Annotated in this window: 21 protein-coding genes and 1 tRNA gene; 9 read left to right on the top strand and 13 right to left on the bottom strand. The window is 68.8% G+C overall.

The features are described 5' to 3' along the window. Positions 1-67: 67 nt before the first annotated feature. The 6 genes from mnhG to RF637_RS00425 are packed head-to-tail and all read right to left on the bottom strand — an operon-like array spanning position 68 to position 6,586. Positions 68-433: a monovalent cation/H(+) antiporter subunit G gene (mnhG, locus tag RF637_RS00450; protein ID WP_085106153.1), complete on the bottom strand. Its 366-nt coding sequence runs from the start codon at positions 431-433 to the stop codon at positions 68-70. Continuing rightward, entirely contained in the window at positions 430-699 is a 270-nt protein-coding gene (locus RF637_RS00445) for a monovalent cation/H+ antiporter complex subunit F (protein ID WP_094067063.1), read from the bottom strand. The genes mnhG and RF637_RS00445 overlap by 4 nt, the downstream gene beginning before the upstream one ends. Beyond that, positions 696-1,334, bottom strand: coding sequence for a Na+/H+ antiporter subunit E (locus tag RF637_RS00440; RefSeq protein WP_144931747.1), 639 nt, complete (start codon positions 1,332-1,334; stop codon positions 696-698). Before RF637_RS00440 ends, RF637_RS00445 begins: the two co-directional genes overlap by 4 nt. Next, positions 1,331-2,968: a Na+/H+ antiporter subunit D gene (locus RF637_RS00435; RefSeq protein ID WP_144931748.1), complete on the bottom strand. Its 1,638-nt coding sequence runs from the start codon at positions 2,966-2,968 to the stop codon at positions 1,331-1,333. Before RF637_RS00435 ends, RF637_RS00440 begins: the two co-directional genes overlap by 4 nt. Further along, a complete protein-coding gene (locus tag RF637_RS00430; RefSeq protein WP_085106150.1) occupies positions 2,958-3,488 on the bottom strand; it encodes a Na(+)/H(+) antiporter subunit C in 531 nt (176 codons plus the stop codon). Before RF637_RS00430 ends, RF637_RS00435 begins: the two co-directional genes overlap by 11 nt. Beyond that, positions 3,485-6,586 (bottom strand): Na+/H+ antiporter subunit A, encoded by a 3,102-nt coding sequence (locus tag RF637_RS00425; protein WP_368843868.1) that lies wholly within the window; start codon positions 6,584-6,586, stop codon positions 3,485-3,487. The genes RF637_RS00430 and RF637_RS00425 overlap by 4 nt, the downstream gene beginning before the upstream one ends. A 218-nt stretch (positions 6,587-6,804) precedes the next feature. On the opposite strand from RF637_RS00425, the gene RF637_RS00420 reads away from it, so the two are divergent. Further along, complete coding sequence (locus RF637_RS00420) at positions 6,805-8,172, top strand: MFS transporter (RefSeq protein ID WP_206398651.1); 1,368 nt, start codon at positions 6,805-6,807, stop codon at positions 8,170-8,172. Between the two features lie 36 nt (positions 8,173-8,208). Here the strand turns inward: RF637_RS00420 and dcd are convergent, their stop codons facing one another. Beyond that, positions 8,209-8,787: a dCTP deaminase gene (gene dcd, locus RF637_RS00415; protein WP_368843867.1), complete on the bottom strand. Its 579-nt coding sequence runs from the start codon at positions 8,785-8,787 to the stop codon at positions 8,209-8,211. 125 nt (positions 8,788-8,912) lie between these two features. Here dcd and RF637_RS00410 point away from each other — a divergent pair. From RF637_RS00410 to RF637_RS00380, 7 genes are all read left to right on the top strand, one after another. Beyond that, a tRNA-Gly gene (locus RF637_RS00410) sits at positions 8,913-8,983 on the top strand. Positions 8,984-9,131: 148 nt separating this feature from the next. Further along, a complete protein-coding gene (gene panD, locus RF637_RS00405) occupies positions 9,132-9,584 on the top strand; it encodes an aspartate 1-decarboxylase (RefSeq protein ID WP_085106147.1) in 453 nt (150 codons plus the stop codon). A 60-nt stretch (positions 9,585-9,644) separates the two neighbouring features. After that, positions 9,645-10,565, top strand: a complete 921-nt coding sequence (locus RF637_RS00400; RefSeq protein WP_098053692.1) for an AEC family transporter — start codon at positions 9,645-9,647, stop codon at positions 10,563-10,565. A gap of 158 nt (positions 10,566-10,723) precedes the next feature. Then, entirely contained in the window at positions 10,724-12,040 is a 1,317-nt protein-coding gene (locus RF637_RS00395; protein WP_186317148.1) for an extracellular solute-binding protein, read from the top strand. Beyond that, a complete protein-coding gene (locus RF637_RS00390; RefSeq protein WP_131332297.1) occupies positions 12,037-13,005 on the top strand; it encodes a carbohydrate ABC transporter permease in 969 nt (322 codons plus the stop codon). The genes RF637_RS00395 and RF637_RS00390 overlap by 4 nt, the downstream gene beginning before the upstream one ends. 5 nt (positions 13,006-13,010) lie before the next feature. Next, entirely contained in the window at positions 13,011-13,847 is an 837-nt protein-coding gene (locus RF637_RS00385; RefSeq protein ID WP_368843866.1) for a carbohydrate ABC transporter permease, read from the top strand. Between the two features lie 48 nt (positions 13,848-13,895). Beyond that, positions 13,896-15,218, top strand: a complete 1,323-nt coding sequence (locus RF637_RS00380; RefSeq protein WP_368843865.1) for an ABC transporter ATP-binding protein — start codon at positions 13,896-13,898, stop codon at positions 15,216-15,218. 331 nt (positions 15,219-15,549) lie between these two features. Here the strand turns inward: RF637_RS00380 and RF637_RS00375 are convergent, their stop codons facing one another. Next, complete coding sequence (locus RF637_RS00375; protein WP_144997231.1) at positions 15,550-16,200, bottom strand: hypothetical protein; 651 nt, start codon at positions 16,198-16,200, stop codon at positions 15,550-15,552. A gap of 171 nt (positions 16,201-16,371) precedes the next feature. Here RF637_RS00375 and RF637_RS00370 point away from each other — a divergent pair, with 171 nt between their 5' ends. Further along, positions 16,372-17,352 carry a hypothetical protein gene (locus RF637_RS00370; protein WP_368843864.1) on the top strand — a complete coding sequence of 327 codons (981 nt, stop codon included), beginning with the start codon at positions 16,372-16,374 and terminating at the stop codon, positions 17,350-17,352. A gap of 118 nt (positions 17,353-17,470) precedes the next feature. On the opposite strand, the gene RF637_RS00365 is transcribed toward RF637_RS00370, so the two are convergent. The 5 genes from RF637_RS00365 to RF637_RS00345 all read right to left on the bottom strand — a co-directional run bounded on the left by RF637_RS00365 (position 17,471) and on the right by RF637_RS00345 (position 24,896). Further along, positions 17,471-19,360: an NHL domain-containing thioredoxin family protein gene (locus tag RF637_RS00365; RefSeq protein WP_368844081.1), complete on the bottom strand. Its 1,890-nt coding sequence runs from the start codon at positions 19,358-19,360 to the stop codon at positions 17,471-17,473. Between the two features lie 169 nt (positions 19,361-19,529). Then, positions 19,530-21,773 (bottom strand): cytochrome c oxidase assembly protein, encoded by a 2,244-nt coding sequence (locus RF637_RS00360; RefSeq protein WP_368843863.1) that lies wholly within the window; start codon positions 21,771-21,773, stop codon positions 19,530-19,532. A gap of 55 nt (positions 21,774-21,828) precedes the next feature. Further along, positions 21,829-23,100, bottom strand: coding sequence for a Dyp-type peroxidase (locus tag RF637_RS00355; RefSeq protein ID WP_368843862.1), 1,272 nt, complete (start codon positions 23,098-23,100; stop codon positions 21,829-21,831). Next, positions 23,090-23,797, bottom strand: a complete 708-nt coding sequence (locus RF637_RS00350; RefSeq protein WP_085106138.1) for a copper chaperone PCu(A)C — start codon at positions 23,795-23,797, stop codon at positions 23,090-23,092. The genes RF637_RS00355 and RF637_RS00350 overlap by 11 nt, the downstream gene beginning before the upstream one ends. Positions 23,798-24,209: 412 nt before the next feature. Further along, the gene (locus RF637_RS00345; RefSeq protein WP_144931769.1) at positions 24,210-24,896 is read right to left on the bottom strand and encodes a copper resistance CopC family protein; all 687 of its coding nucleotides are present in this window, start codon (positions 24,894-24,896) and stop codon (positions 24,210-24,212) included. Between the last annotated feature and the right edge of the window lie 10 nt (positions 24,897-24,906).

The raw sequence follows: 24,906 nt of genomic DNA, 5'->3' as shown, positions 1-24,906 counted from the left end.
TGCCCAGCATACGAAGCGCCGGGCGCGACGGGGCGGAAGGAACCCGGTCCAACCGAGAATTACGTCCTCAGCGAGATTCTTCCTCGCCGGCGCGAGCGACGACCTCGCGCAGCTCGTCCTCCACGAGGTTCTTCTGGTTCAGGTGCTTGGAGCGGTAGGCGGCGCGGCCCACCATGTGCGCGGACACGGGCACCGTGAGCAGCTGGAACAGCCACGCGAGGATCATCAGCGGGATCATGCCGGGATTGCCGCTCTCGATCGCCACGGCCGTAAGCAGCAAAAGCAACCCCAGGACCTGGGGCTTGGTGCCGGCGTGCATGCGCGAGAGCAGATCGGGGAAGCGCACCAGACCCACCGCCGCGGCCAGGGACATGAGGGACCCCCCCACGAGGCACAGCAGCGCGATGACGTCCAGGACGGTGTGCCAGTTCATGAGCGCTCCAACCCCACATTGCGCGCGACCGTCACAGACCCCAGGAAGCCCACCAGGGAGATGATCACGAGCAGGATGATGTTGCTGGAGTGGTGGTTGTACACCATCTCGATGGCGAGACCCGCACCCACGATCGCGAGCAACACGTCCGTGGCGATCACCCGGTCCAACAGGGACGGGCCCTTGGCCAGCCGGTAGATCGTGCCCGCGGCCGCCACGGTGAGAATCGCACCGCACACCCACACGGCGACGTCTAACATGGTCATGGCCGCTCCTCCCCACGGCCGTCCAGGGCCTTGTTCATCTTGGTGGTCGGCGACGCGACGGCGCCGGAGGCGTCCGCGCCACCCGAGGCCTCCAGTGTCGCGAGGTCCTCCTTGGAGCCCATGATCTTGATCCACGCCGCCTCGATATTAAGCGCGGACTCCCGGAACGACTCCGCTTCCTCCGGCGTGGAGACGTCCAGCACGTGGAAGTACAGGATCCCGTTGCCGCGATCCACCTCCACCACGAGCGAGCCCGGGATCAGCGCCATGGTGTGACCCACGGCCGTCATGAGCAGGTCGTTGTTCTGCCGCAGCTTCACTCGCAGCACCGCGTTGTGCACCTTGGGGCCCTGCATGAGCGCGACACCGAACACGTGGATGCTGGCCCGGGCCACCTGCCAGATGAATGTGACCACGAACAGCGCGAAATGCAAGACGTTGAACCGCCCGGACAACCGCACCGGGGGCAGCGTGAGCGTGCGGGTCACGAACACCGCGAGGATCAACCCGAAGACCAGGTTGCCCACGCTCCAGTCACCCCACAGGGCACCCCACACGACCACGAGCCACAGGATCAGGGGCAGCTCGGCCCGCAAGGAGTTCCGGGAGCGTCGCTGCATCGGGGACGTACTCATCGGCCCTCCTCGCTCACGCCACCGGGACCCACGGGGGCCAGCACGGCATTGACGTATCGATCCGGATTGATCAGGTTCTCGGACGCGTTGTCCGCGAGATCGAACAGCGGCCCGGCGAAGACCGTGAGTGCCACACCCACCGCCACGAGCGCGGTGGTCGCGCCCACCATGGTCCCGGGCAGCAGCACCACGGGGGACCGGCCGGAGAAGCGGCTGCCGGACTTGCCCGCCACCGCGCGGGACGTGCGGGGGCGGCGGCCCTCCGCGGTGGTGGCGCGCAGCACGGGGTCCGGGTACTCGGCGTCGTCCACGTTGCGCAGGAACACGCGGTTCCACACGCGGATCAGGGCCATGAGCGTGAGCAGCGAGACGAACACGGACACGCCCACGAGTAGGTAGCTCAGCCACGTCCCGGCCTCGACACCGGCCTCCAGGAGGGCCACCTTGCCCAGGAAGCCCGAGAACGGCGGGATGCCGCCCAGGTTCAGGGCCGGGATCATGTACAGCACCCCCAGCAGCGGGGAGATCTTGAGCATCCCGGCGAGGCGGTCCACGTTGGTGGAGCCACCGCGGCGCTCGATCAGCCCGGCGACCAGGAACAAGCTGGTCTGGATCACGATGTGGTGCGCGATGTAGTAGACCACCGCGGCCAGGGCGGCCTGCGTGCCCAGTGCGATGCCGAAGATCATGTAGCCGATGTGACTGATCAGCGTGAACGAGAGCATACGTTTGATGTCGATCTGGGCGAGCGCGCCCAGGATGCCCACGATCATGGTCAGCAACGCGACCCACATCAGCAGATCTTTGATCTGCGTCCCGGGGAACAACAGGGTCTCGGTGCGGATGATCGAGTAGACGCCCACCTTGGTCAACAGGCCCGCGAACACCGCGGTCACCGGTGCGGACGCGGTCGGGTAGGAGTCGGGCAGCCAGAAGGACAGCGGGAAGATCGCGGCCTTGACACCGAACGCGATCAGCAGCATCAGGTGCAACTGCATCTGGGTGCCCTGCGGCAGGTCCGCGAGCTTCACGGACAGGTCCGCCATGTTCACGGTGGCGGTGGCGCCGTAGATCATCCCCAGGGAGATCAGGAACAGGATCGAGGAGATCACCGAGACGACCACGTAGGTCACGCCCGCGCGGATCCGCTGCGCCGTGCCACCCATGGTGAGCAGGACGTAGGAGGCGGTCAACAGGATCTCGAAGCCCACGTAGAGGTTGAAGAGGTCACCCGCGAGGAACGCGTGGGACACACCCGCGACCAGCAACAGGAACGTGGGGTAGAAGATGGAGATGGGGCCCTCGTCGTCCCCGCTGGCCACACCCTCACTGACCGCGTAGATCAACACCGCGAGGGACACCACCACGGAGACCACGAGCATGAGCGCGGACAACTGGTCCACGACCATCACGATGCCGTACGGGGCGGCCCAGTCCCCCAGGTGCACGACCTGCGGACCCTGGTTCCATACGTTCGCGAGCATGAACGCGTTCAGGATCAGCGTGAGCACCATGGCGCCCACGGTCACCCCGCGCTGCAGCCGGTTGCGGTGGACGATGATGAAGTTCAGGGCGGCGCCGAGGAACGGGATCAGGACCGCGAGCGGCGCGAACTGTGCCGGATCAGTGGTCATGCGGGCTCCTCCCTCGCGCCTCGGAGAACTTCTCGGCCCTGTAGTGACCAGGCGATTCGGCGGCCTCTTCCTCGTTGTGACGCGACGGTGCGAACCGGGCGTCCGCGTGGTTGAACTCGGAGGTGTCCTGCGGCAGGGCGTCGTCGTCCTCAGCGTCGTACGAGGACTGCTGCGCCACGCGGCGGTCCTGGAGGTCGTCCTGGATCTCGTCCCGGCGGGCCAGGATCCACGAACGCCAGATCATGCTGAGGATGAAGGCGGTCGTGGCGAGCGAGATCACGATCGAGGTGAGCACGAGCGCCTGCGGCAGCGGGTCCGAGTACTCCGAGGGGTCGCGGGCGGCGTCGTACAACGGCGCGATGCCGGGCGTGCCGCTCGTGTGCAGGATCAGCAGGTTGGCCCCGTTGGTGAGCAGCATGATGCCCAGCAGTACGCGGGTGAGCGAGCGTTCCAGCAGGAGGTAGACCCCCACGGAGAACAGCACACCCATGATTACCAGGAGTGTGAGATTCACGGTCATCGCTGTGCCTCCTGAGGCTCGTCCCCGGAGACCAAGGAGCCCTCGGGAGCGTCGGGGTCGTCCACCCTGTGCGCGGTGACCTCGGGGCCGTTACGGGTCAGGCGGATCCGGGCGCCGCGGCCCGCGCGCTTCTTCCGGGACTCCACGGCGGAACGCTCGATCCGTTCATCGATCCGCCCGCCCAGGGAGCGCAGGATGTCCAGCACCAGGCCCACCACGATCAGGTAGACACCGATGTCGAAGATCACGGCGGTGACGAACTTGACGTGACCGAAGACGAGCATGTCCCACTCGAACGTGTAGCTCTCCATCACGGCCCCGCCGAAGAACACGGGGACGATCGCGTACAGGGAGGCGATCGCCAGGCCCGCGCCGAGCATCCAGCCCGCGTTGACCGGGGTCGCGCGTTCGAGCTCGTAGCGTCCGCCCGCGAGGTAGCGCAGGGTCAGGGCGAGGGAGGCCATCAGGCCGCCGGCGAAGCCACCACCGGGGATGTTGTGCCCCGCGATGAGCAGGTAGAAGGACACGAGCATGAAGGTGTGGAACAGCAGCCGGGCCACGACCTCGAAGATGATCGAGCGCCGCTCCGGGGCGAGCGTGCGCCCCGCGAGCAGGAACGGGTCCGCGTCCGGGCGGGAGGTGAACCGGCGGGCGACCTCGAGCTGGCGGGTGTTCGCGTGCGGGAAGTGGGCTGCGGAGTCCGCGCCACGCACGATCTTCAGCTGCTGGGTGTCCAACTCGTGACGGTCGCTGCGCAAGCGGTCCCCGCGTCCCTTGACGAAGATCAGGGACGCGATGCCCGTGGCGGCCACCGCGAGCACGGTGATCTCACCCATGGTGTCCCACGCGCGGATGTCCACGAGCAGGACGTTGACCACGTTGGCGCCGTCGCCCATCTCGTAGGCCATCCGCGGCAGTTCCAGGGAGATCCGTTCCGCCGACCGCGAGGACATGGAAAACACCGCGAGCGCCATCATGAACAGTCCGAACACCACGGCGAAGACCGCGCGGAACACGCGGTGCCCGGTGGGCCGGCGGTTCCACAGCGGGCCGGGCAGGGAACGCAGGGCCAGGACGAACGCCACGAGGGAGATCGTCTCCACGAGCGTCTGGGTCAGGGCGAGGTCCGGCGCGCCGTAGAGCGCGAAGGTCAGGGCCAGGCCGTAGCCCGTGACCGAGACCAGCAGGACGGCCAGGAACCGCTTGCCCGCGGTGAGCACGAGCAGGGCCGCCACGATCATGGCGATCCCGGTGACCAGCTGGGCCGGGGAATCCGCGTAGCGGAACCCGGCGAGCGGCGGGGTCTCGTTCCAGAACAGGGCCACGAGCGGCACCACGATCGCGGTCACGAGGATCACGGACAGGTAGAACATCAGCGAACCACGCTGGGTCCGGCCGGTGAGCCACACCGCGACCATGTCCAGCACGTTGATGATCTTGCGGTAGACGAAGTCACCGGTGGGCAGTTCCGGCAACCGGTCCTGAAACGAGCCCACGGGCCGGCGCGCGACGTACAACAGAGCGCCCACACCGATGATCAGCGCGGAGAGTCCCAGTGCCGGGGTCAACCCGTGCCACAGCACCAGGTGCACATGGGATTCGGCGACGTCCGGGAACTGTTCCTGGTAGCCCACGATCCCGGCCTCCACGGGAGCGGGCCACAGGCCGAACACCACCGTGAGCAGGGCCAGCACCGCGGGCGCCACGAGGAAGGCCCACGGCACCGGAGTGAACTCACCGATGACCGACTGACCGTCCTCGGCGGCGTCGAGATCGGAGAACTGCGCGGGCTTGCGCGCAAAGCCGCCCCACAGGAACCGCGCGCTGTACGCAAAGGTGAGGATGGAGCCGAGCACCACGCACACGAGCGCGATCATGGCGAGCGGGTCCGAGGCGTGGTCCACGAACGCAGTGAGGACGGCTTCCTTGGTCACGAAGCCGAGCAGCGGCGGGATCCCGGCCATGGACGCCGCACCGATCATGGCCACCACGAACAGCATGGGCGCCGTCCGACCCACACCGGAGAGCCTGCGGATGTCACGGGTCCCGGCCTGGTGGTCGATGATGCCCACGCTCAGGAACAGGGTGGCCTTGAACAGACCATGCGCGATGACCATGCCCATGCCGGCCATCGCGGTGTCCGCGGTGCCGAACGCCACGACCGCGGTGATGAAACCCAACTGGCTCACCGTGCCGTACGCGAGGATCAGCTTGAGGTCGAACTGGCGCAGCGCGACCCAGCCGCCGAAGATCATGGTGCCCAGGCCCAGGGTCAGGGTGACGGGCAGCCACCACTGGGTGTCCACGAACCCGGGAGCGAGCCGCGCCACGAGGTAGATCCCGGCCTTGACCATGGCCGCGGCGTGCAGGTAGGCGGAGACCGGGGTGGGCGCCGCCATGGCGGCGGGCAGCCAGAAGTGGGTGGGGAACAGCGCGGACTTGGAGACTGCGCCGGCCAGGATCAGCACGAGCGCCACGTCCACCATGGTGGAGCCCAGGAGCTCGGGGGCCGCCTCCAGGACCCCGGAGATCCGGAAGGTCCCGGCGGCGTTGCCGAGCATGACCAGGCCCACGAGCATCGCCAGACCGCCCGCGGTGGTGATGATGAGCGCCTGCAGGGCCGCTCGACGCGCCGCGAGCTTGGTGCGCGAATAGGAGATCAACAGGAAGGAGAGCACCGAGGTGATCTCCCAGAACACGAACAGCACCATGAGGTCGTCCGCGGTGACCAGACCGAACATGGCGCCCGCGAAGGCCACGAGCTGGGCGGCGAACGGGCCGATGCCCTGGGCGTCCGACTTGAAGTAGCGCGCACAGTACGCGAGGACGAGCGCTCCCACGCCCAGCACCAGCAGGCACATCATGTACGCGAGGGAATCCATCCGGAAGGACAGCGAGATCCCCAGCTGGGGGATCCATTCCACGGTGGTGGTCCACCCGTCCACGTCCGCGTGGGCGCGGGATGTCTGGGTGAAAAGCCAGATCAGACTCGCGAGTGGGACGAGGGCCACGAGATAGAAGCCGGAGCGTCCGGTGCGCTTGAGGATCGCGGGTGCACACAGGGCCGCGAGCCCGTGGACAAGCAGCACCGCGATCATAGGACCTTACCTCTCGAGCCACGGATTACCCACGAGTACCTGTAAATGGGCCCACGGGGATCCGGGCGGAAATGGGGTGTCAGTTTCGAGGTCCCCAGCATAACAAAGCAGGGTGACTGTCCGTTTCGCCGCACGTCACGGGCCCCTCACTCGGCGCCCCCACTGCCCAGGGGCGCCGGACCCTGGGCGGGAGGGCACAGGGCCCGTAGGGTGAGCCCATGACCGGTCAGCACCCGTCCACGGCGGCCCCTGGACGTCCCCCGCGCGCCCCACGCCCCGGCGAGGGCAGTTCGCGCGCCCGCGTGCTCATGTGGTGCCTGTGGGACACCGGCACGTCCGCGTACAACGCCGTGATGCTCACGTTCGTGTTCACCGTGTACCTCACGAGCCCGGCGTTCGGGTCGAGCGAGTACACGTCCACGGTGCTGAGCGTTGCCATGACCGTCGCGGGTTTCGCGATCGCGTTGACGGCGCCGCTGATCGGCCAGCGCAGCGATTCCCCGCGGTCCCGCGCCACGTTCCTCACCGGCAACACCGTGGTGCTCGTCCTGTGCACGGGTCTCGCGTTCCTCGCCCGACCCGATCCCGCCTTCCTGTTCCTGGGCGTGGGGCTCGTGGCCGTGGGCAGCGTGGCCCAGGAGTTCGCCACGGTCAGTTACAACGCCATGCTCCCCGCGCTGGCCGGTCCCCAGCGCATGGGTAAGGTCTCCGGGTGGGGCTGGGGCGCGGGGTACGTGGGCGGGATCTTCGCCCTCGCTTTCGTCCTGTTCGGTTTCGTCACACCCGGGTTCCTGGGCATCCCCACCGACGACGCCCTCAACTACCGCGCCGTGGCACTGTTCAGCGCGGCATGGATCCTCGTGTTCTGCCTACCCCTCATGCTCAAGGCGCGAAGTATGCCGTTCCGAGCATCCATCAACGACGCCGCTGCGGTCCCCGCACAGCCCCGCCACCGCGGCATCCTGGGCGCTTACGCCGAGCTCTTCCGCACCATTGCGGCCCTGTGGCGGGTCTCGCGTGCCACGGTCGTCTTCCTGCTCAGTTCCGCGGTCTACCGGGACGGACTGGCCGGGGTCTTCACATTCGGCGGGGTCCTGGCCGCGGGTAGCTTCGGGTTCTCGCTCACCGAGGTCGTCATGTTCGCGGTCGCGGCCAATCTCATCGCGGCGCTGGGCGCGTTCGTGGGCGGCGCCCTCGACGACGCCGTGGGCCCGCGCGCGGTGATCACCGCGTCCCTCGTGGGTGTGCTCGTGGCGGGAACGGCCCTGCTGTTTTGGCACGGCAAGATCGCGTTCTGGGTGTGCGGGCTGGCACTGTGCCTGTTCGTGGGACCCGCACAGGCCGCGTCGCGCACGTACCTGGGGCGGCTCATCCCCCCGGGCCGTGACGGGGAGATCTACGGTCTGTACGCCACCACGGGCCGCGCGGTGAGCTTCATGGCCCCCGGGTTGTTCGGGATGTTCGTGACCCTGATGGGCGCCCAGATCTGGGGCATCCTGGGGATCCTGGTGGTCGTGGCCGCGGGACTCGTGCTGTTGTTGCTCACGCCCCGCCCTCCCGAGGGGTTCACCACGGCCCGCGTGTGAGCCGCACCCACGCGCAGGCTTACTCGATGCGCGAACTCACTCGATGATCGTGCGGTGGAAGTTCAGGTGGCTGCGCGACGCGGTGGGGCCCCGCTGGCCCTGATAGCGGTTACCGTAGGCGCCGCTGCCGTACGGGTGCTCGGTCGCGGAGGAGAGCTGGAAGAAGCACAACTGCCCCACCTTGGAACCTGGCCACAGTTTGATGGGCAGCGTGGCCATGTTGGACAGCTCGAGCGTCACGTGCCCGCTGAACCCCGGGTCGATGAACCCGGCGGTCGAGTGCGTGAGCAGGCCCAGCCGCCCCAGGGAGGACTTGCCCTCGAGGCGCGCCGCGACGTCGTTCGGCAGGGTGACCTTCTCGTACGTGGCCCCCAGCACGAACTCCCCCGGGTGCAGCACGAACGGCTCGTCCGGGGCCACCTCCACGAGCCGCGTGAGATCGGGCTGCTCCTGGGAGGGGTCGATGTGCGCGTACTTGTGGTTGTCGAACAGCCGGAACCAGCGGTCCAGGCGCACGTCCACGCTCGCGGGTTGGACCATCGCGGGATCGTACGGTTCCAGGTGCACGCGCCCGGAATCCAGGTGGCGGCGGATGTCGCGATCTGAGATGAGCACGTGTCCACGGTAGCCCACGGCCCCGCCCGCTCCCCGGTCACGACGCCTCGGAACAACCACGCACCGAAAGGTGTTGTAGAGTGGTGGGCGTTCAAACGTGGACCACACGGTCCCGCACGAACGATGCGGCTGTAGCTCAATGGTAGAGCGCACGCTTCCCAAGCCTGATACGCGGGTTCGATTCCCGTCAGCCGCTCCGCACGAATCGTGAAACGCCCCGGGACCCATCTGGTTCCGGGGCGTTTCGCGCCGAGGACCCGCCCCGAACACCACCTCGGCCCCCACGGCGGGCGGCCGGCGGGTCTGGACCGCGAACCACACCACCCATCGCATCAGGAGCGATCATGCTGCGCACCATGTTCACCGGGAAGATCCACCGGGCCACCGTGACCCAGGCGGACCTGCATTACGTGGGGTCCGTGACGGTGGACCAGGACCTGCTGGACGCCGCGAACATCCTGCCCGGCGAGCTCGTGGCGATCGTAGACGTCACCAACGGTGCGCGGCTCGAAACGTACACGATCGCGGGCGAGCGCGGTAGCGGCGTCGTGGGCATCAACGGCGCCGCGGCGCACCTGGTGCACCCGGGTGACCTGGTAATCCTGATCGCGTACGGTCTCATGGACACCGCCGAGGCGCAGAACTACGAGCCCCACGTGGTACACGTGGACGAGCACAACAGGATCGTGGCGCTCGGTTCGGACCCCGCGGACGCCGTGGTGGGGGACATGCTCCGCCCGCCGCACGCCCGCGCCCACCTGCAGGCCCAGGAGGACGCGGCCGTCGCGGGCCTGTGACCCTGCCGCGCTCCCGGTGCACCCGGGCGCGCGGACCCGCCGACGTGAGGAGATGAGCTCATGAGCGGAGTCGTCTCCGGGTTCTTCATCGTATGGGCCGTGATCGGGCTGGGTTACGTGATCGGGCGCGCAGGGGTGCTCGGCCCGGACGGCCAGCGGGTGCTGTCCAAACTCGCGTTCTACGTGGCGTCCCCGCCGCTATTGTTCACCACCATCTCCGAAGCGGACATCCACCACATCTTCTCCGCGCCGCTGCTCGTGGCGGCCGCGTCCGCGTGGCTCACCATGATCGCGTACGCACTGCTCTCCCGGTTCGTGTTCTCCCGGGACGCCGCCACCGTGGTGATGGGCGCGCAGGCCGCCGGGCAGGTCAACGCCGCCAACCTGGGGATCCCCATCGCCTTGTTCGTCCTGGGGGACGCGTCCCAGGTGGCCCCGGTGATGCTGTTTCAGCTGGCGATCAACACGCCGCTGTACCTCACGATCATGGACACCCTCACTGGCGGGCGGCGCCCCACGGTCGGCTCGGTGCTCAAGAACATCGTGACGAACCCGCTCATCATGGGCTCCGCCCTGGGCATCATGTCCGCGGCCACGGGGATCCGCCTGCCCGACCTCGCGATGGAGCCCGTGCGCATTGTGGCGGGTGCGGCCGTTCCCGCGATGCTGCTCGCCTTCGGTCTCTCGCTGGTGGGCTCCCGCCCCCTGGCCTCCCCCGGCGCCCGGGTGGACACGCTGCTCGCGACCGGGGCCAAGGTCGTCGTGCACCCCGGGCTCGCGCTGTTGCTCGCGTGGGCGCTCGGGCTCACCGGGCACGCCCTGTACGCGGCCGTGATCATGGCCGCGCTGCCCACCGCGCAGAACCTCTACGTAGCGGCCGTGCGCTACGACCGGGCCACCACGGTGTGCCGGGACACCGTCCTGCTCACCACGGTCGTGTCCATGGCCACGATGGCGGTGGCCGCGGTCTTCCTCTCCTGACACACCGGCCGCCACGCCACCATCCCCGAAAGCGGGTAACACACGGTCCGTGACCCACGCCACGCCTACACTGAGCAGATGCTGAAATGACCGGTATCCCTACGGGGAGCGCCGGACCCATTCCGTCAGCACAGGCGCTCATCAGGGGAGGAACCATTGTGAAGTCCACTCACCACTCTCGCAGGGCTGGCAAGCCTCGCACGGTCCGCAGCGTAGCGGCCGCTGCGGCGGCGTCCGCCATGCTGCTCACGGGGTGCAGCGGCGGGGAGTCCGGCCCGCCCACGCTCACGTGGTACATCAACCCGGATGACGGCGGCCAGGACGTCCTCGCCCAGCAGTGCTCGGACGCGTCCGGCGGCAAGTACAAGATCCAGACGTCGCTGCTCCCGCGTGACGCGGCGTCCCAGCGCGAACAGCTGGCCCGCCGCCTCGCCGCGGGCGACACGTCCATGGACATCATGAGCCTAGACCCGCCCTACGTCCCAGAGCTCGCGGAACCCGGCTTCCTCGCCAAGCCCCCGCACGACGTCGTCGAGGCGACCACCAAGGACACCCTCGAGGGCCCGCTGGAGGGCGCCAAATGGAACGGCGAGATCGTGGCCATCCCGTTCTGGGCCAACACGCAGCTGCTGTGGTACCGCGAGTCCGCGGCCAAGGCGGCGGGTCTGGACATGGCCGAGCCCGTCACGTGGGACCAGCTCATCAAGGCGGCCAAGTCCCAGGACAAGTACCTGGGCGTGCAGGGCGTGCGCGGTGAGGCCATGTCCGTGTGGGTCAACGGCCTCGTGGAGTCGGCTGGCGGCCAGGTGGTCTCGGACGGCCAGGACGGTCAGGACGCCAAGATCACGCTAGACTCCGACGCCGGCAAGAAGGCCGCGGAGATCATCGGCACCATCGGCAAGGAGGGCCTCGGCGGACCCGGCCTGGCCACCCAGGACGAGAACGCCTCCATGATCCAGTTCCAGGGGGACAAGGGCTCGTTCATGGTCAACTGGCCGTTCATCTACTCGGCCACGAAGGCCTCCGTGGACGAGGGCACCCTCGACAAGTCGGTGCTGGACGACATCAAGTGGACCACGTGGCCCCGTGTCGACGCGGACACCGAGGCGCACCCGCCGCTGGGCGGCATCAACCTGGGCGTGGGCGCCAAGTCCGAGAACCAGGACCTCGCGTGGGAGGCCGTGCAGTGCATCGTCTCCCCCGAGCACCAGGCCCAGTACTTCGCGACCAACGGCAACCCGCCGTCCTCCATGAAGGCCTTCGACGACCCCGAGGTCAAGAAGGCGTACCCCATGGCCGACACCATCCGGAAGTCCCTCGACGCCGCGAAGCCCCGCGCGCAGACCCCGTACTACAACGAGATCTCCACGGCCATCCAGCAGAACTGGACCCCGCCGGCGGAAGTCACCGAGGACACTCCGCGTGAGACCACCGAATTCATCCAGGAAGTCCTGAAGGGAGATGCGCTGTTGTGAGTAGCACCGTCGATTCGCGCGCTCGCGCGTCCACGCCGGAGGAGTCCCGCCGTAGAGGCCATCTCTCGGACCGGGCCCGTTCGGAGCGGAAACTGGGGTGGCTGCTCGCCGGCCCCGCGTTCGTGATCATGCTCCTGGTCACGCTGTACCCCATCGTCCAGGCGTTGTGGGACTCGCTGTTCTCCTTCCGGCTCACCGCACCCGGTGACAAGGAGTTCGTGTTCCTGGGCAACTACTCCACGGCCCTGTCGGATATCGTGTTCTGGCGGGACCTGGGCGTGACCCTGCTGATCACCGTGGTCACGGTGGTCGTGGAACTCGTCCTGGGCCTCGCCCTCGCGCTCGTGATGCACAGCGCGATCAAGGCCACGCGCGGCCTGCTGCGCACCGCCATCCTGGTGCCCTACGGCATCATCACGGTGGTCTCCGCGTTCGCGTGGTTCTACGCCTTCGACATCACCACCGGCTACGTGAACAACTGGCTCTCGTGGCTGCCCATGATCGGCCCGGACTTCAACTGGTTTGCCTCCGCGGGCCCATCCCTGTTCGTGATCATGGCCTCGGAGATCTGGAAGACCACCCCGTTCATCTCGCTGCTGCTGCTCTCCGGGCTCGCACAGGTCCCCGGTGAGCTCACCGAGGCCGCCCGTGTGGACGGCGCCTCGGCATGGCAACGCCTGAGCAAGGTGGTCCTGCCGAACATGAAGGCCGCCATCATGGTGGCCGTGGTGTTCCGCGCCCTGGACGCCTTCCGCATCTTCGACAACGTCTTCATCATGACCAAGGGCCAGTACGGCACCGAGACGCTCTCGCTGCTCGCGTACCGCACGTCCATCGGTCGTCTGGAAATCGGCCTTGGTTCGGCCATCTCGGTGATCCTGTTCATCTGCGTGATGCTGATCGCGCTGGTGGCCATCAAGGTCTTCAAGGTGGACCTCACCGGTGGCTCTGGGAAGGGGAAGTAACCGCCATGTTGAGCACCAAGCAGAAAATCGGCTGGACCGTCATCAGCATCGCGGTGCTGGTCTACGCGCTTTTCCCCGTCCTGTCCATCCTGATGACGTCCTTCAAGTCCTCCTCGGACCTGAACTCCGGCAAGTTCATCCCCACGAAGTTCGTCACGAGCAACTACGAGCAGATCTTCGTGGGCGAGGCCAAGGACCTGTTCCTGCCGGCCCTGTGGAACTCGATCGGCATCTCACTGATCTCCACGTTCGTGGCCGTCGTGCTCGCGACACTGTGCGCCTACGCGATCGCACGCCTGGACTTCCCTGGCAAGAAGATCATCCTGACCACCGCGTTGATGGTCTCCATGTTCCCCGTCATCTCCATCGTCACGCCGCTGTTCAACCTGTGGCGGCAAGTGGGTCTGTACGACACGTGGCTCGGTCTGATCATCCCCTACCTGTCGCTGACCCTGCCGATCTCCATCTGGACGCTCGCGGCGTTCTTCCAGCAGATCCCGTGGGACCTGGAGCGCGCGGCCCAGGTGGACGGCGCCACCACGTGGCAGGCGTTCCGCAAGGTGATCGTCCCGCTGACCCTCCCGGGGGTCTTCACGACGGCGATCATCGCGTTCTTCATCGCATGGAACGACTTCGTCTACGGCATCGGTCTGACGTCCACGTCCGCCGCTCGCCCGGTCCCCGCGGCGCTCGCGTTCTTCACGGGCGCCTCGCAGTTCGAGGAGCCGGCCGGTGCGATCTCCGCGGCGGCGATCATCGTCACGATCCCCGTGGTGCTGCTCGTGCTGGCCTTCCAGCGACAGATCGTCTCGGGTCTGACCCAGGGCGCGGTCAAGGGCTGAGCCCGCGTCCCATCCTTCACGCTTAGACACAGTTAGGACTGAGTAGACATGGCAGCAATAACCATGGAACACCTCGTCAAGAAGTACGACGACGGGTTCCCGGCCGTCAACGACATCTCCATCAACATCGCGGACGGCGAGTTCCTGATTCTCGTGGGCCCGTCCGGTTGCGGTAAGTCCACGCTCCTGCGCATGGTCGTGGGTCTCGAGGACATCACGAGCGGCGATCTGCTGATCGACGGCGAGCGCGTCAACGACAAGCAACCCCGTGATCGCAACCTGTCCATGGTGTTCCAGAACTACGCGCTGTACCCGCACCTGTCGGTGTACGAGAACATCGCGTTCCCGCTGCGCCTGGCCAAGGGCCAGTTCGGGGAGGAGGAGATCGACCGCAAGGTGCGCGAGGCGGCGGACACCCTGGACCTCAACGAGCACCTCGAGCGCAAGCCGGCGAACCTCTCCGGCGGTCAGCGCCAGCGCGTGGCCATGGGGCGCGCGATCGTGCGTGACGCGGACGCTTTCCTCTTCGACGAACCCCTGTCCAACCTGGACGCCAAGCTGCGCGGCCAGATGCGCACGGAGATCGCGCAGCTGCAGCGCCGCATGGGCATCACGTCGCTGTACGTGACCCACGACCAGACCGAGGCCATGACCCTCGGTGACCGTGTGGCCGTGCTCAAGCGTGGTCAGCTCCAGCAGATCGCGTCCCCGCGGGAGCTCTACGAACAGCCCGTCAACCTGTTCGTGGCGGGGTTCATCGGCGCTCCGTCCATGAACTTCATCCCGGCGCGCGTGAACGGCTCGGTGTTCCACACCCCGATCGGGGACATCGAGGTTCCGGAGCGCGTGCAGGGCAAGCTCACGAACGCCCCCGAGATCGTGCTGCTGGGCCTGCGCCCGGAGCACTTCGAGGACGCGAAGTTCGTGGACGAGACGAAAATCCCCCACGGGACCGTCTTCGACTCCGAGTTCACGCACACCGAGTGGCTGGGCAACCAGCAGTACGGCTACATCCACTACCAGCAGGATGCCGCCGTGCAGCACAAACTCAACGAGCTGGCCCAAGAGCTGGACGCTGACGAGATGCCCGCCCAGGTGGTCGTCTCCCTGGACGCGTCCTCCCGCATCCGCGGTGGCTCCACGGCAAAGATCTGGCTGGACAGCCGCAAGATGCACGTGTTCAACCCGGAGACGGGCGAGAACCTCACGCGTGACGCGGAGGCCGGTGCGGAGCTGACCCGCGAGGCCAACGAGGAGCGCAAGGCGGAGATCGAGCGTTCGCGTCGACACGTGGGCTCGGCGGGTTCCACCGAACGGTCCGACGGCGCGGTCACCGGCAACCACATGGACGGCAGCACCGCTGCTCGCTGAGCGTCCGGCACGGGCCGTGGCACACCGCGGCCCGCCGACCGTACGACGGCCGGTTCCCGAGAAGGGGACCGGCCGTCGTCGCACCCGGAACCGCCCGGGCCCGCTCGGGCGCTTTGGTCCGCGGCCGGGCCGGAAGTCGGAGGGTGCGGGGCACGTCTCCGCCCGACCCCCGAAAGGAACCGAGCGTCGTTGTGGTCCAGGGCAGCGCTGGAGGCACCACGGCCCGCGGCGGGACCCGAAGCCGGGGGTCAGGGCCCCGCCGCCTGGCCCCTGCACGGGAACCGAGCGCCGTCGTACCCGGACGGCTCTGCTGCCGACTGGGGCGGGTGCATTAGGCGGGGCCCCGTGTGAAAGCCCACCAGGCGAACAGGGCGACCGCTGCGATCAACGCGCACGACGCCGCGACGTAGCGCACACGCGGGTAGCGCACCCGCCATGCGACGAGCCGGGGCCAGTGCTCCGTGAGTTGCGCCGGCGTGGCCCGCTGGAAGTTGACGTGCTGGGCGCCGCTCGCCCGGGCCAGCTCGTCCAGGGTGCGCGCGTCCCAGACCGTCCCGTCCAGGAAGAGTGCCGAGCGCCCGGCCGGGGTGACGAACCAGAGGCAGGGTCGACCGCGGGACCCGCCGCTGCGCGGGCGCGCCGCGAGCAGCGTCCGGACCGTGACCACCTGGGCGATCCGCTCGCGGGGCACGGCCCGGAAACCGACCCAGCGGGAGAGCAGGACGTGGTGCGCGGTGAGCACCACGAGCGCGGGGCGCAGGTAAGCGTAGGCCGTCACGAGGCCCACGAGGGCGAGCAGGAGCAGCACGCCCATCGCGGGGCCGGCCGGGCGGCGGTACCCGATCACGAACACCGCGACGACCACGAGCAACAGCGGGGGAAGTGCCGCGCCGAGCCGGCGGCCGTACGACCCCATTCGGGGGTGGAACACGTGTTCCGGTGCCCCGTACTTCGCCGGGATCTGTCGGATGGTTTCCGCCATGAGCCGCCCTCGTGCCTGCCGTCCTCGGGGATCACACCGGAGTGGGCGATCGCGCCGTCCGGGGGCGGTGCCCCCGGGCCGCCCGGTTCAGCCTAGCGGCCCGGCAGCGGGCGGGTCATCGCCGGGACACGCGGGGCCCGCTCCCCGGGACGTCCACTAACGTGGGGACTCATGGAACGCAGTGAACGCATCGTCAGGGCCGTGGGGGCATGGTTCGTCCTGATTCTGCTGGCGCTCGCAGGTGCGGCTGTGACCATTGCGCTCGTGAACAAGTACGCGTACGGGCCCGAGACGGACGTGCGCGATTACTTCCAGGCCCTCCAGACCGGCGACGGCGGCAAGGCCCTGGGGTTGCTCAACGCCCAGGTCCCGGACTCCAACGCGGCCCTGTTGGACGGCGAACCCCTGGCCGAGGCAAGCAAGGGACTCGAGAACGTATCCGTGCGCACCGTCGCGTTGTCCGGGGACCGGGCGGTGGTGCGGGCAAGCTACACGCTGAACGGTCATGAGGCGTCCTCCGAGTTCACGCTCCACCCCGCGGAGACGCAATGGGGGTTCTTCACGGTGTGGGACTTCGATCCCTCCACGCTGCCCACCATGAACGTGGCCATGCCGGGTTCCACCGCGGTGGACATCAACGGCGCGTCCGTGGCGCTCCCCGGGTCCTCCCGTGAGTTCGCGGTCTTCTACCCCGGGATCTACACGGGCTCCTACGCCTCCCCCATGGTGCGCGCCGAGCCGCAGGAGGCGGCCGTGAGCGACGCCCGGGAGAACACCACCATGAAGCTCGAGGCCGAGCCGTCCGAACGCCTCACTCACCAGGTGGACAAACAGATCCACGAGCACCTGGACGAGTGTGCCGCGCAGGACAGCCTCTACCCCGCGGGATGCCCCTTCTCCTACCAGTTCGACGGGCGCATCCAGGGCCGCGTCTCCTGGAGCATCAAGGATTACCCCACGCCCTACGTCTCCCTGGACGACGCTGCCGCGGGCCGCTGGCACGTGTCCGACAGCCGGGGGATCGCGCGCATCGAGTTCACCGCGGTGGACCTCTATGACGGCACCACATCCCAGGTCACCGATGAGGTCCCGTTCCTGCTGAGCGCGGACGTGAGGGTCACCGGGGACGAGGTGACCCTCACACCGCACTGACGGGCAGGCGCCGCGCTGACGGGTGCGCCCCGGGTGCATGTGCGCCCGGGGCGGGTGGTGGGCGACGGATTGGGCGGGGCGTGGGAGAAGGGTGGGCCGTGGTGCCCGTGGGCCCCGCTCAGTCCGTTCCGCGCAGGTCCAGCGTGAGTTCTGCCGGGGCCTGCGGGTCCACCGTGAACGGGATCCCCCAGTCCTGCTGGTACAGGTGGCACGCCGCGTGCTCCGGGATCTCCCCGTCCGGGGAGCCGTCGCACGCCGCCGCGCGGGCCGTGATGTGCAGGACCCCCTCCGTGACACCGTCCGCGATCCGCAGGGCGCGGGTCAGCCCCTGGGCCGTCCCGTCACCCTGCACGAGTGCATCCTCCGGGGACGAGGACACCTTCAGCTGCGTGGGATCACCCCACCGGGTGTCGAGCTTCTGACCCGTGGGGGCCGAGAACCGCACCGTGAGCTCGAGCTCCCCGGGGGCCACCGGCGTGCGCTTGCGCTGCATGCTGGCCGCACCCTCGTCCACGGTCTGGGCCTGCTTGGGCACCGCCACCCGCACGAGGCGGTGGGCATTAGTCTCCACGACCACCAGGACGGGCTCGTCGTGGCTCGTGTCGAGCAGGACGTCGGAGGGCTCAGCGAGTCCGCGGGTCAGCGTGGAGACCTCACCGGTTGCGGGGTCGAACCGGCGCACCGCACCGTTGTAGGTGTCGGCCACGGCCACGGATCCGTCCGGGAGCACGCACACCCCCAGGCAGTGCTGGAACCGTGCCTGATCGGCCGGCCCGTCCCGGAACCCGAAGTCGAACAGTCCGAGTCCCACGGCGGATTCCACCGATGTGGACCCGTCCTCGCCGAAGCGCACGCGGCGCAGCGCGGAGGACTCGGAGTCCGCGACCCACACGGCCCCGTGGGCGTCCTGAGCCAGGCCGGAGGGCTGGGCGAACCAGCTCTCGGGCGCGGAACCGTCGCGCAGTCCCTCGTCCCCGGTCCCGGCCAGCACGGCGAGCGCCCCGGTGCGCGGGTCGAACGAGAACAGTTGATGCGTCCCGGCCATCGCGACCACCAGGGTGTCCGCGGCGTCGGACCACGTCACGTCCCACGGGGAGGACAGCGCCACGGACGTGGCCGAGGCGTCCTGCGGGATCTCGTTGGGGTCCACGCCGCGCGCGCGGGCGTCGTCGAGCAGGCGCTGGACGCCGTTGCCCGCCAAAGTGCGCACCGCGCCGGTGCCCAGTTCCACGCCGCGCAGCCGGTGGTTGACGGTGTCCGCGACCACGAGGTCGTAGCCGACGTCGGCACGCACGCGTTCGGAGAGCACCGCGATGCCCTGGGGTTCGTTGAACCGCGCGGCGTCCCGGGGGCCGTCCGCCCAGCCCTTGGTGCCGGAACCGATGGCCCGACGAACCGTGGTGAGGTCCTCCTCGAGATGGACCAGGCGGTGGTGACCGGTGTCGCTGACCATGAAGGAACCGTCCGGAAGGGCCACGACCTTGCCGGGGAAGCGCAGGTCCCCCTCGGGCTGCGGGCGCGGGACGTAGGGGCCGTCTCCGCGGTGCAGGGTGCCCTTGGCGTCGTGCTCGGCCACGAGTTCGGACACGAGGGATTCCAGCCCCTGGACGTGGCCCTCACCCGAGAGGTGCGCCACGATGTACCCCTCGGGGTCCACGACCACCAGGGTGGGCCACGCGCGCGCCGTGTAGGCGTCCCACGTGCTCAACCGGGGGTCGTCGAGCACCGGGTGGGTGATCTCGTAGCGGTCCACCGCCGCGGCCAGTGCGTCCGGGTCCGCCTCGTGCTCGAACTTGGGGGAATGCACGCCCACGGTCACGAGCACGTCCGCGTACTTCTCCTCGAGGGGGCGCAGCTCGTCCAGCACGTGCAGGCAGTTGATGCAGCAGAAGGACCAGAAGTCCAGGATCACGATCTTGCCCCGTAACGCCTGCAGGTCCAGTCGCTCACCGCCGGTGTTCAGCCAGGCTCTGCCCTCAAGTTCCGAGGCGCGGACTGGTGTGTTCATGCGTGCGGAGGTCACGGTGTCTGGGTCCTTCCACCGGGGGTCAAGGGTTTCTTCCTGGGACAACGTTATCCGCGGGGCAGAGCTTCCCGTGCGTTACGTGACGCCCCCGCACACTCCGCGGACCCGTCCGCCAACCGCCCGGCCTCGCCGGCGCCCGTCCCGGCGGATGTCAACGACGCCGCTCGTCCCGCTCCGCGAGCTCGGCCATCATCTCGTTGTAGGCGCGCAGTTCGGCGTCGTCCGTGCGATCGGCCTGCCGGTCCACCCGGCGGTTCTCCTTGGCGCCCTCCATGGCCCACAACACGGCCACGATGACGGCGAGCAGGAATGTGGGGAACTCGCCGATCCCCCACATGAGCATGCCGCCGAGCTGCTGGTCGTCCAGGGCGCTGGGACCCCACGGGCGGCCCATGTTGCCGAACCACGAGGCCTGCAGCACCGTGGTCAGGCTCATGATGCTGATGCCGATGAACGCGTGCGCGGCCATGGTCGCGAGCAGCAGCACGAGACGCATGGGGTAGCTGGGCCGGCGCGGGATGGGGTCGATGCCGATCAGCACGAGCGCGAACATGTACCCCGTGAACAGGAAGTGCACCATCATGAACTCGTGGCCCACGTGGTAGCGCAGCGTGAAGCGGAACAGGTCCGTGAAGTAGAACAGCACGATCGAGAACGCAAAGTTCGCGGCCGCGAAGATCGGGTGCGTCACGATCCTGCCCCACGTGGAGTGCACGAGACGCAGGATCCACTCACGCGGACCGCGGGTACCGTCCCCTCGTGGTTCGAGGGCCTTGAGCACCACGGTGACGGGTGCGCCCGAGACCAAGAACAGCGGCACGATCATGGTCAGGCTCATGTGCTCGACCATGTGGGCGGAGAACAGCACGCGGGCGTAGACCGCCACCCCGCCGCTCGTCGCGTAGAGCAGTGCAGCCAGCCCGCTGAACCAGGACACGGTGCGCAGCACGGACCACGAGTCCCCGCGGCGCCACACCTTGATCGCGGCCCACAGGTACACCACGGCCATGAACACGACCACGGCCACCCAGAACCAGTCCAGGCGCCACGTGGTGAACCAGCGGGCGAACGTGGGCTCCGGGGGCAGTTCGTACCACGTGAGGATTCGCGCCGGGGAGGCGTCCGGTGCAAGCTCCTCCGGGACGGGCGGGGCGGTGCGGCTCAGGGCCGTGGCGATGCCCATGAGTAGCCCCATGAGCACCACTTCTACCACGAGCACGCGCCACATGGTGGCCGCGCGGGACCGGGAGCCGTCCGCGACCCCGGGGATCAGCCACTGCCGGTGCGCGAAACCCGCCAGCGCCAACAACAGGGTCAGCACGAGTTTGGTGAGCGCCAGGATCCCGTAGGAGGACGTCAGTTGCTCCCACGTTCCGATACGCACCGCGGCATTGATGATCCCGGAGAGCAACACCAGCAGGTAGCAACCCAGAGCCACCACGGAGTAGCGCCGCAGTACGACCGCGAGCAGGGGTTCGGTGTGGCGGGAGCCCCCGCGGCCGCTGACCGTGAACTCACGGGACAGCAACGGCCCCACCCAGATCAGCACCAGTAGCCCGCCGACCCACAGGCACACTCCCAGCAGGTGCAGCCCCAGGGAGTTCACCGCACCCATGTGGTCCGCACCACCCGCGGCGTGACCGTTGAGTGCCAGCGCCACGATCGCCACGAAGGACAGCGCGAGGGTGCAGAACAGTCCCAGCAGCGCCCGCACGCCGAAAACCAGGGTCGTGACCACGGCGGCCACCATCACGATCACCGATTGGGACTGGCCCGTGGAGATCCCGGTCATGTAGTGCAGCAACTGTTGGGTGTAGTTGCCCCCCGTGCCGATACCGGATCCAGAGACGTCCGAGTACGTGAAGATCAGCACGGCCACGGCCGCCACGGTCCACACCACGGCCGCGGCCTCGACGAGCTGCATGACGCTGCGGAAGACCGGGTGTTCCGGTTCGCCCGCCTGGTCCTTGCTGTTGCGCGGTGGCCGTTTCCGGGAGCGGTCCGCGAAACGGGGCACCACGCCGATCGCCAGCAGCAACCCGCCCATCACCACCGTTATCGCGATGTTGTGGACGGTCTCTACCACGGGCAGCCCCCAGCGCACGAGCGTTCCCGGGTCCGCGACCTGCCGGGGGGCGGCCGCTCCCCCGTAGACCAGGGCCGCGGTCATCCCGATCATGGCCGCGACGAGCACGACCGTGATGGTCCACGGGCTCACACTCACCGCTCCCGCGGGAGCGGTCCCGCCGTTCGACGAGCTCGCGCCCTTCGACGAGCCGGCGCCGAGCGGGCGCCCGGCATCCGGCGCGCTATCGCGCTCACGGCCGGGAGCGACGTCGCCCCGCGAACCGTCCCGGCGCGGGCCGGTGTCCCTGGTGCGTGCGCTGGTACTCATCGTGGCATTCCTCCGGCCCGTTGATTCTCTCGTTGTGCTGCTCCGCGCACGGGGGTCACGTGAACAACGTGTCCCCGATGAACCCACCCACTTCGCAGCCCGGCGGGATAGCGAACACGGCGGATCCGATGGGCACGGTCCACGTGTTCAGCATGTCCAACTGCGCCAGCCGCCGCTGGATGGGCACGAACTGTTTCACGGGGTCCGACTGGTAGGACGCGAAGATCAGCCCCGTGTTGGACACCCCGCCCCGGACGTCCCCGGAGCGGCTGTGCCCGGACGCATCACTCACCGCCAGATCGTAGTTGTACACCCTGCGGAAGATCCTCTCGTCCGGGTTGTCGCTGCGCGAACGCCGCATATGACTGTAGGACGAGATGACCGGGAATCCCAGGGGACCCTTGGCCTCGAAGTCCGGTTCGTCGTGCTCGGCGGCGCCCGTCAACGGTGCGCCGTTCGACAACCGGCGCCCCACCGAGTCCTCGCGCGCAGGGGTGTCGGCCTCGTCCCACGTGTCCAGGTTCATGTGGATCCGCCGGATCACCACGGATGTCCCGTTCTCGATCCACGGGGTGAACCCGCCCTGACCGTAGACGACCTTCTCGTGATCAGCCTCCCCCGGGTATGGGTTCACGGTGCCGTCCACCTGACCGAAAAGGTTGCGCGTGGTCTGACCGTCCGGGGTGACGCCCACGGTGTTGCGGAACCCGTCCTGCACCCAGCGCACGGTCGCGAAGGACCGGACGTCCTTGAGCAGCACCCGCTGGGCGTGGGCCATGGTCAGCTTGTCGTCGCAGCACAGCTGCAGCAACAGGTCCCCCTGATTCCACCGGTCCTGCAGTTTGTCGATCGTGAAAGCGGGCAAGGGCTTGAGCCATTGCGGGGCCCGGTCGGCGTCGATCACGGCTATGGCCCGCGGTCCGAAACCCACCGTGACGGTCAGCCGCGAGGGGTTCTGGGCGAGCCAGGGTTCCTGGTCGTTGACGGGGGCGGTGCCCTGCGTGAGGGCCGCGGCGTCGTCCGTGAGCACGCGCAGCAACCGCCGCAGTGCGTCCCGGTCCACGTCCCGGTGCAGGTCCAGGGCGATGAACACGCAGAACGCCTGCGGCAGCGTGGCCACGCCCGCCTGTCGTGGGCCGTGGAAAGCTTCGGTCCGCAGCCCGGGCCGTTGGCTGTCCTGTCCCGCCGCCGCGAGCCGGGGGTCCACGGCGCCGAGGGCCGCAGCGGAAACCGCCCCGAGTCCCGTGGCGCCGGCGCCGGCGACCGCGCCCGTGAGCAACGATCGCCGGCTCCACCCCGAGGCGGAAGGGCCCCGATCAGTGGTCATGACACGTGGGCAGTGCGCTCGAGGATGGGCTCGTACTCATGCCCTCGTGCGACCCGTGGTCGTGGGCGGCATCCGACGACGACGAGTGTCCGGCCCCCGAGCCGTGCTCGCCTCCGTGGCCCGCGTGCTCGTCCTCGCCGGGCGCGTACCGCTCCTTCGCGCCCGTGAAGTCGCGCACCGGGACGGTGACGTCCCGGGTCCCGCTGTCGGTGCGAAGCTGCAGCGTGAGGTCACTACCGGCCTTGAGCGAGCACGTGAGCCCCATGAGCATGATGTGATTGCCGCCCGGCTTCAGGTCCAGGCTCTCCCCCGGTGCGAGGGTGAAGCCACCCTCCTTCTGCCGCATCTGTGTGGCGCCGGAGCCGCCGTCCGCCACGGTCTCGTGCAGCTCGACCGAGCGCGCGACGCCGTCCGCGCCCGCCCCGGTGAACGTGACCTCCTGCCCGGAGGTGTTTGTGAGCTTGCCGAACACGGCGGTCATCCCGGAGTCGGCCGCCTTGGCCCAGCCGTCGCTCAGTTCCAGGGGCGCAGCGGCGGTGCTGTGCGTCGCGGAGTCCGTCCCCGCGGGCGACGACGCCGCCTCCCCACCCTGCGCCGAGCACCCGCTCAGCGTAGCCAGGCCGAGGCCCAAGACGGCCACAGCGGCCAGCGCACGGCGCGGGGCGGGAACGGACGTGGTGTTCAGGTTGTAGTTCATATGTGAGTCCTTAGGAGTGAATCGTGCTCCGGCTCGCCCGTCCGCTGCGCGTGTCGTCGGACGCGGCGTCGAGTGACGCGGCACTGTGCCTACTCGACACCGGGACCATGCCCGCTCGACAGACGGACTGTGCCCACTCGATGCCGGGGCCGCGGGCCGCGCCCTGAGTACCGGGGGTGCCAGAGCAGCCGGTGTCGTACGGACGGTGCTCGTCCGAGCGGCGGCGCGGTCACGTCCGTCGATCACATCGAGCCGGTATCGAGTCAGCGGTGGGCCGAGTCAGTGACGGGCCGCATCAGCGGCGCGCCGAGCGCTTGTCGAGCCGCATCTGCGGCGTGCCGGAACGCGTGAGCGCGGCGGCGGGAGCCTGACGGGAAAAGGATGATCCGGGCGGGCCGCCCGGGTCAGGGAATCAGCGCTGCTTGGGGCGGGTGGCGAAGGCCAGGATCACCAGCAGCAGGACTAGCGCGATGGCGCCACCGGCCACGGGCAGTACCCAACTCGGGATGCCCGTGCCGCTCACGTCCTCCTGGGCTCCGTTCGCGTCCTGGGCCGCGCCCTGGGAGGCGTCCGCAGAGGCCACGGGGGCCGGGGACGCAGCGGTCGCGGCGCCGTCGCCCACGGTGTACGTGAACGTGCCCTCGATGGGGTGCCCGTCCTGGGAGACCACGCGCCACGTGACCGTGTAGGTCTCGTCCTCGCCCCCGCCCTCGCGCAGCGGCTGGGACACCGTGGTGTTCTGCGCGGCCAGCGTGCCGCGCGTCATGTCCGTGCCGTGGGAGTCGGTGACCCGGACCTCGCTGCCGATGTCTTGGATGTTCCCGGAGAACGTCAGTTCGAGCGCCGTGGGGGCCTTCTCGAGCTTCGCGCCGGCCTGCGGGTTGGTCCGCACGAGTTCGTCGTGGGCGCTCGCGGGCCCCGCCGTGGTGACGACCAGCACGAGGGCCAGCAGCGCGGCGAACAGGGCCGCGAGCGACGTCGCCGAACGTTGCGAAAGGCGGGCGTGCGGCGCGGCCGACGACGCCGCGGTGTCACCCGTCCGCGCCGGGGTCCGCAGAGTGGGCTGGGGCTGATGTGGTGTTGAGTACGAAGGGTTCATGGGTGTTCTC

This window comes from Kocuria sp. CPCC 204721 (assembly GCF_040980945.1).
GTDB lineage: Bacteria > Actinomycetota > Actinomycetes > Actinomycetales > Micrococcaceae > Kocuria > Kocuria marina.
The sequence above is the reverse complement of the archived record's forward strand: the minus strand, read 5'-3'. Positions and strand labels throughout refer to the sequence as shown.

Excerpts from the sequence above, each read along its gene's own strand:
- mnhG (WP_085106153.1), bottom strand. The coding sequence starts at position 433 with ATGAACTGGCACACCGTCCTGGACGTCATCGCGCTGCTGTGCCTCGTG.
- RF637_RS00445 (WP_094067063.1), bottom strand. The coding sequence starts at position 699 with ATGACCATGTTAGACGTCGCCGTGTGGGTGTGCGGTGCGATTCTCACC.
- RF637_RS00440 (WP_144931747.1), bottom strand. The coding sequence starts at position 1,334 with ATGAGTACGTCCCCGATGCAGCGACGCTCCCGGAACTCCTTGCGGGCC.
- RF637_RS00435 (WP_144931748.1), bottom strand. The coding sequence starts at position 2,968 with ATGACCACTGATCCGGCACAGTTCGCGCCGCTCGCGGTCCTGATCCCG.
- RF637_RS00430 (WP_085106150.1), bottom strand. The coding sequence starts at position 3,488 with ATGACCGTGAATCTCACACTCCTGGTAATCATGGGTGTGCTGTTCTCC.
- RF637_RS00425 (WP_368843868.1), bottom strand. The coding sequence starts at position 6,586 with ATGATCGCGGTGCTGCTTGTCCACGGGCTCGCGGCCCTGTGTGCACCC.
- RF637_RS00420 (WP_206398651.1), top strand. The coding sequence starts at position 6,805 with ATGACCGGTCAGCACCCGTCCACGGCGGCCCCTGGACGTCCCCCGCGC.
- panD (WP_085106147.1), top strand. The coding sequence starts at position 9,132 with ATGCTGCGCACCATGTTCACCGGGAAGATCCACCGGGCCACCGTGACC.
- RF637_RS00400 (WP_098053692.1), top strand. The coding sequence starts at position 9,645 with ATGAGCGGAGTCGTCTCCGGGTTCTTCATCGTATGGGCCGTGATCGGG.
- RF637_RS00385 (WP_368843866.1), top strand. The coding sequence starts at position 13,011 with ATGTTGAGCACCAAGCAGAAAATCGGCTGGACCGTCATCAGCATCGCG.
- RF637_RS00380 (WP_368843865.1), top strand. The coding sequence starts at position 13,896 with ATGGCAGCAATAACCATGGAACACCTCGTCAAGAAGTACGACGACGGG.
- RF637_RS00375 (WP_144997231.1), bottom strand. The coding sequence starts at position 16,200 with ATGGCGGAAACCATCCGACAGATCCCGGCGAAGTACGGGGCACCGGAA.
- RF637_RS00370 (WP_368843864.1), top strand. The coding sequence starts at position 16,372 with ATGGAACGCAGTGAACGCATCGTCAGGGCCGTGGGGGCATGGTTCGTC.
- RF637_RS00365 (WP_368844081.1), bottom strand. The coding sequence starts at position 19,360 with ATGAACACACCAGTCCGCGCCTCGGAACTTGAGGGCAGAGCCTGGCTG.
- RF637_RS00360 (WP_368843863.1), bottom strand. The coding sequence starts at position 21,773 with ATGAGTACCAGCGCACGCACCAGGGACACCGGCCCGCGCCGGGACGGT.
- RF637_RS00355 (WP_368843862.1), bottom strand. The coding sequence starts at position 23,100 with ATGACCACTGATCGGGGCCCTTCCGCCTCGGGGTGGAGCCGGCGATCG.
- RF637_RS00350 (WP_085106138.1), bottom strand. The coding sequence starts at position 23,797 with ATGAACTACAACCTGAACACCACGTCCGTTCCCGCCCCGCGCCGTGCG.
- RF637_RS00345 (WP_144931769.1), bottom strand. The coding sequence starts at position 24,896 with ATGAACCCTTCGTACTCAACACCACATCAGCCCCAGCCCACTCTGCGG.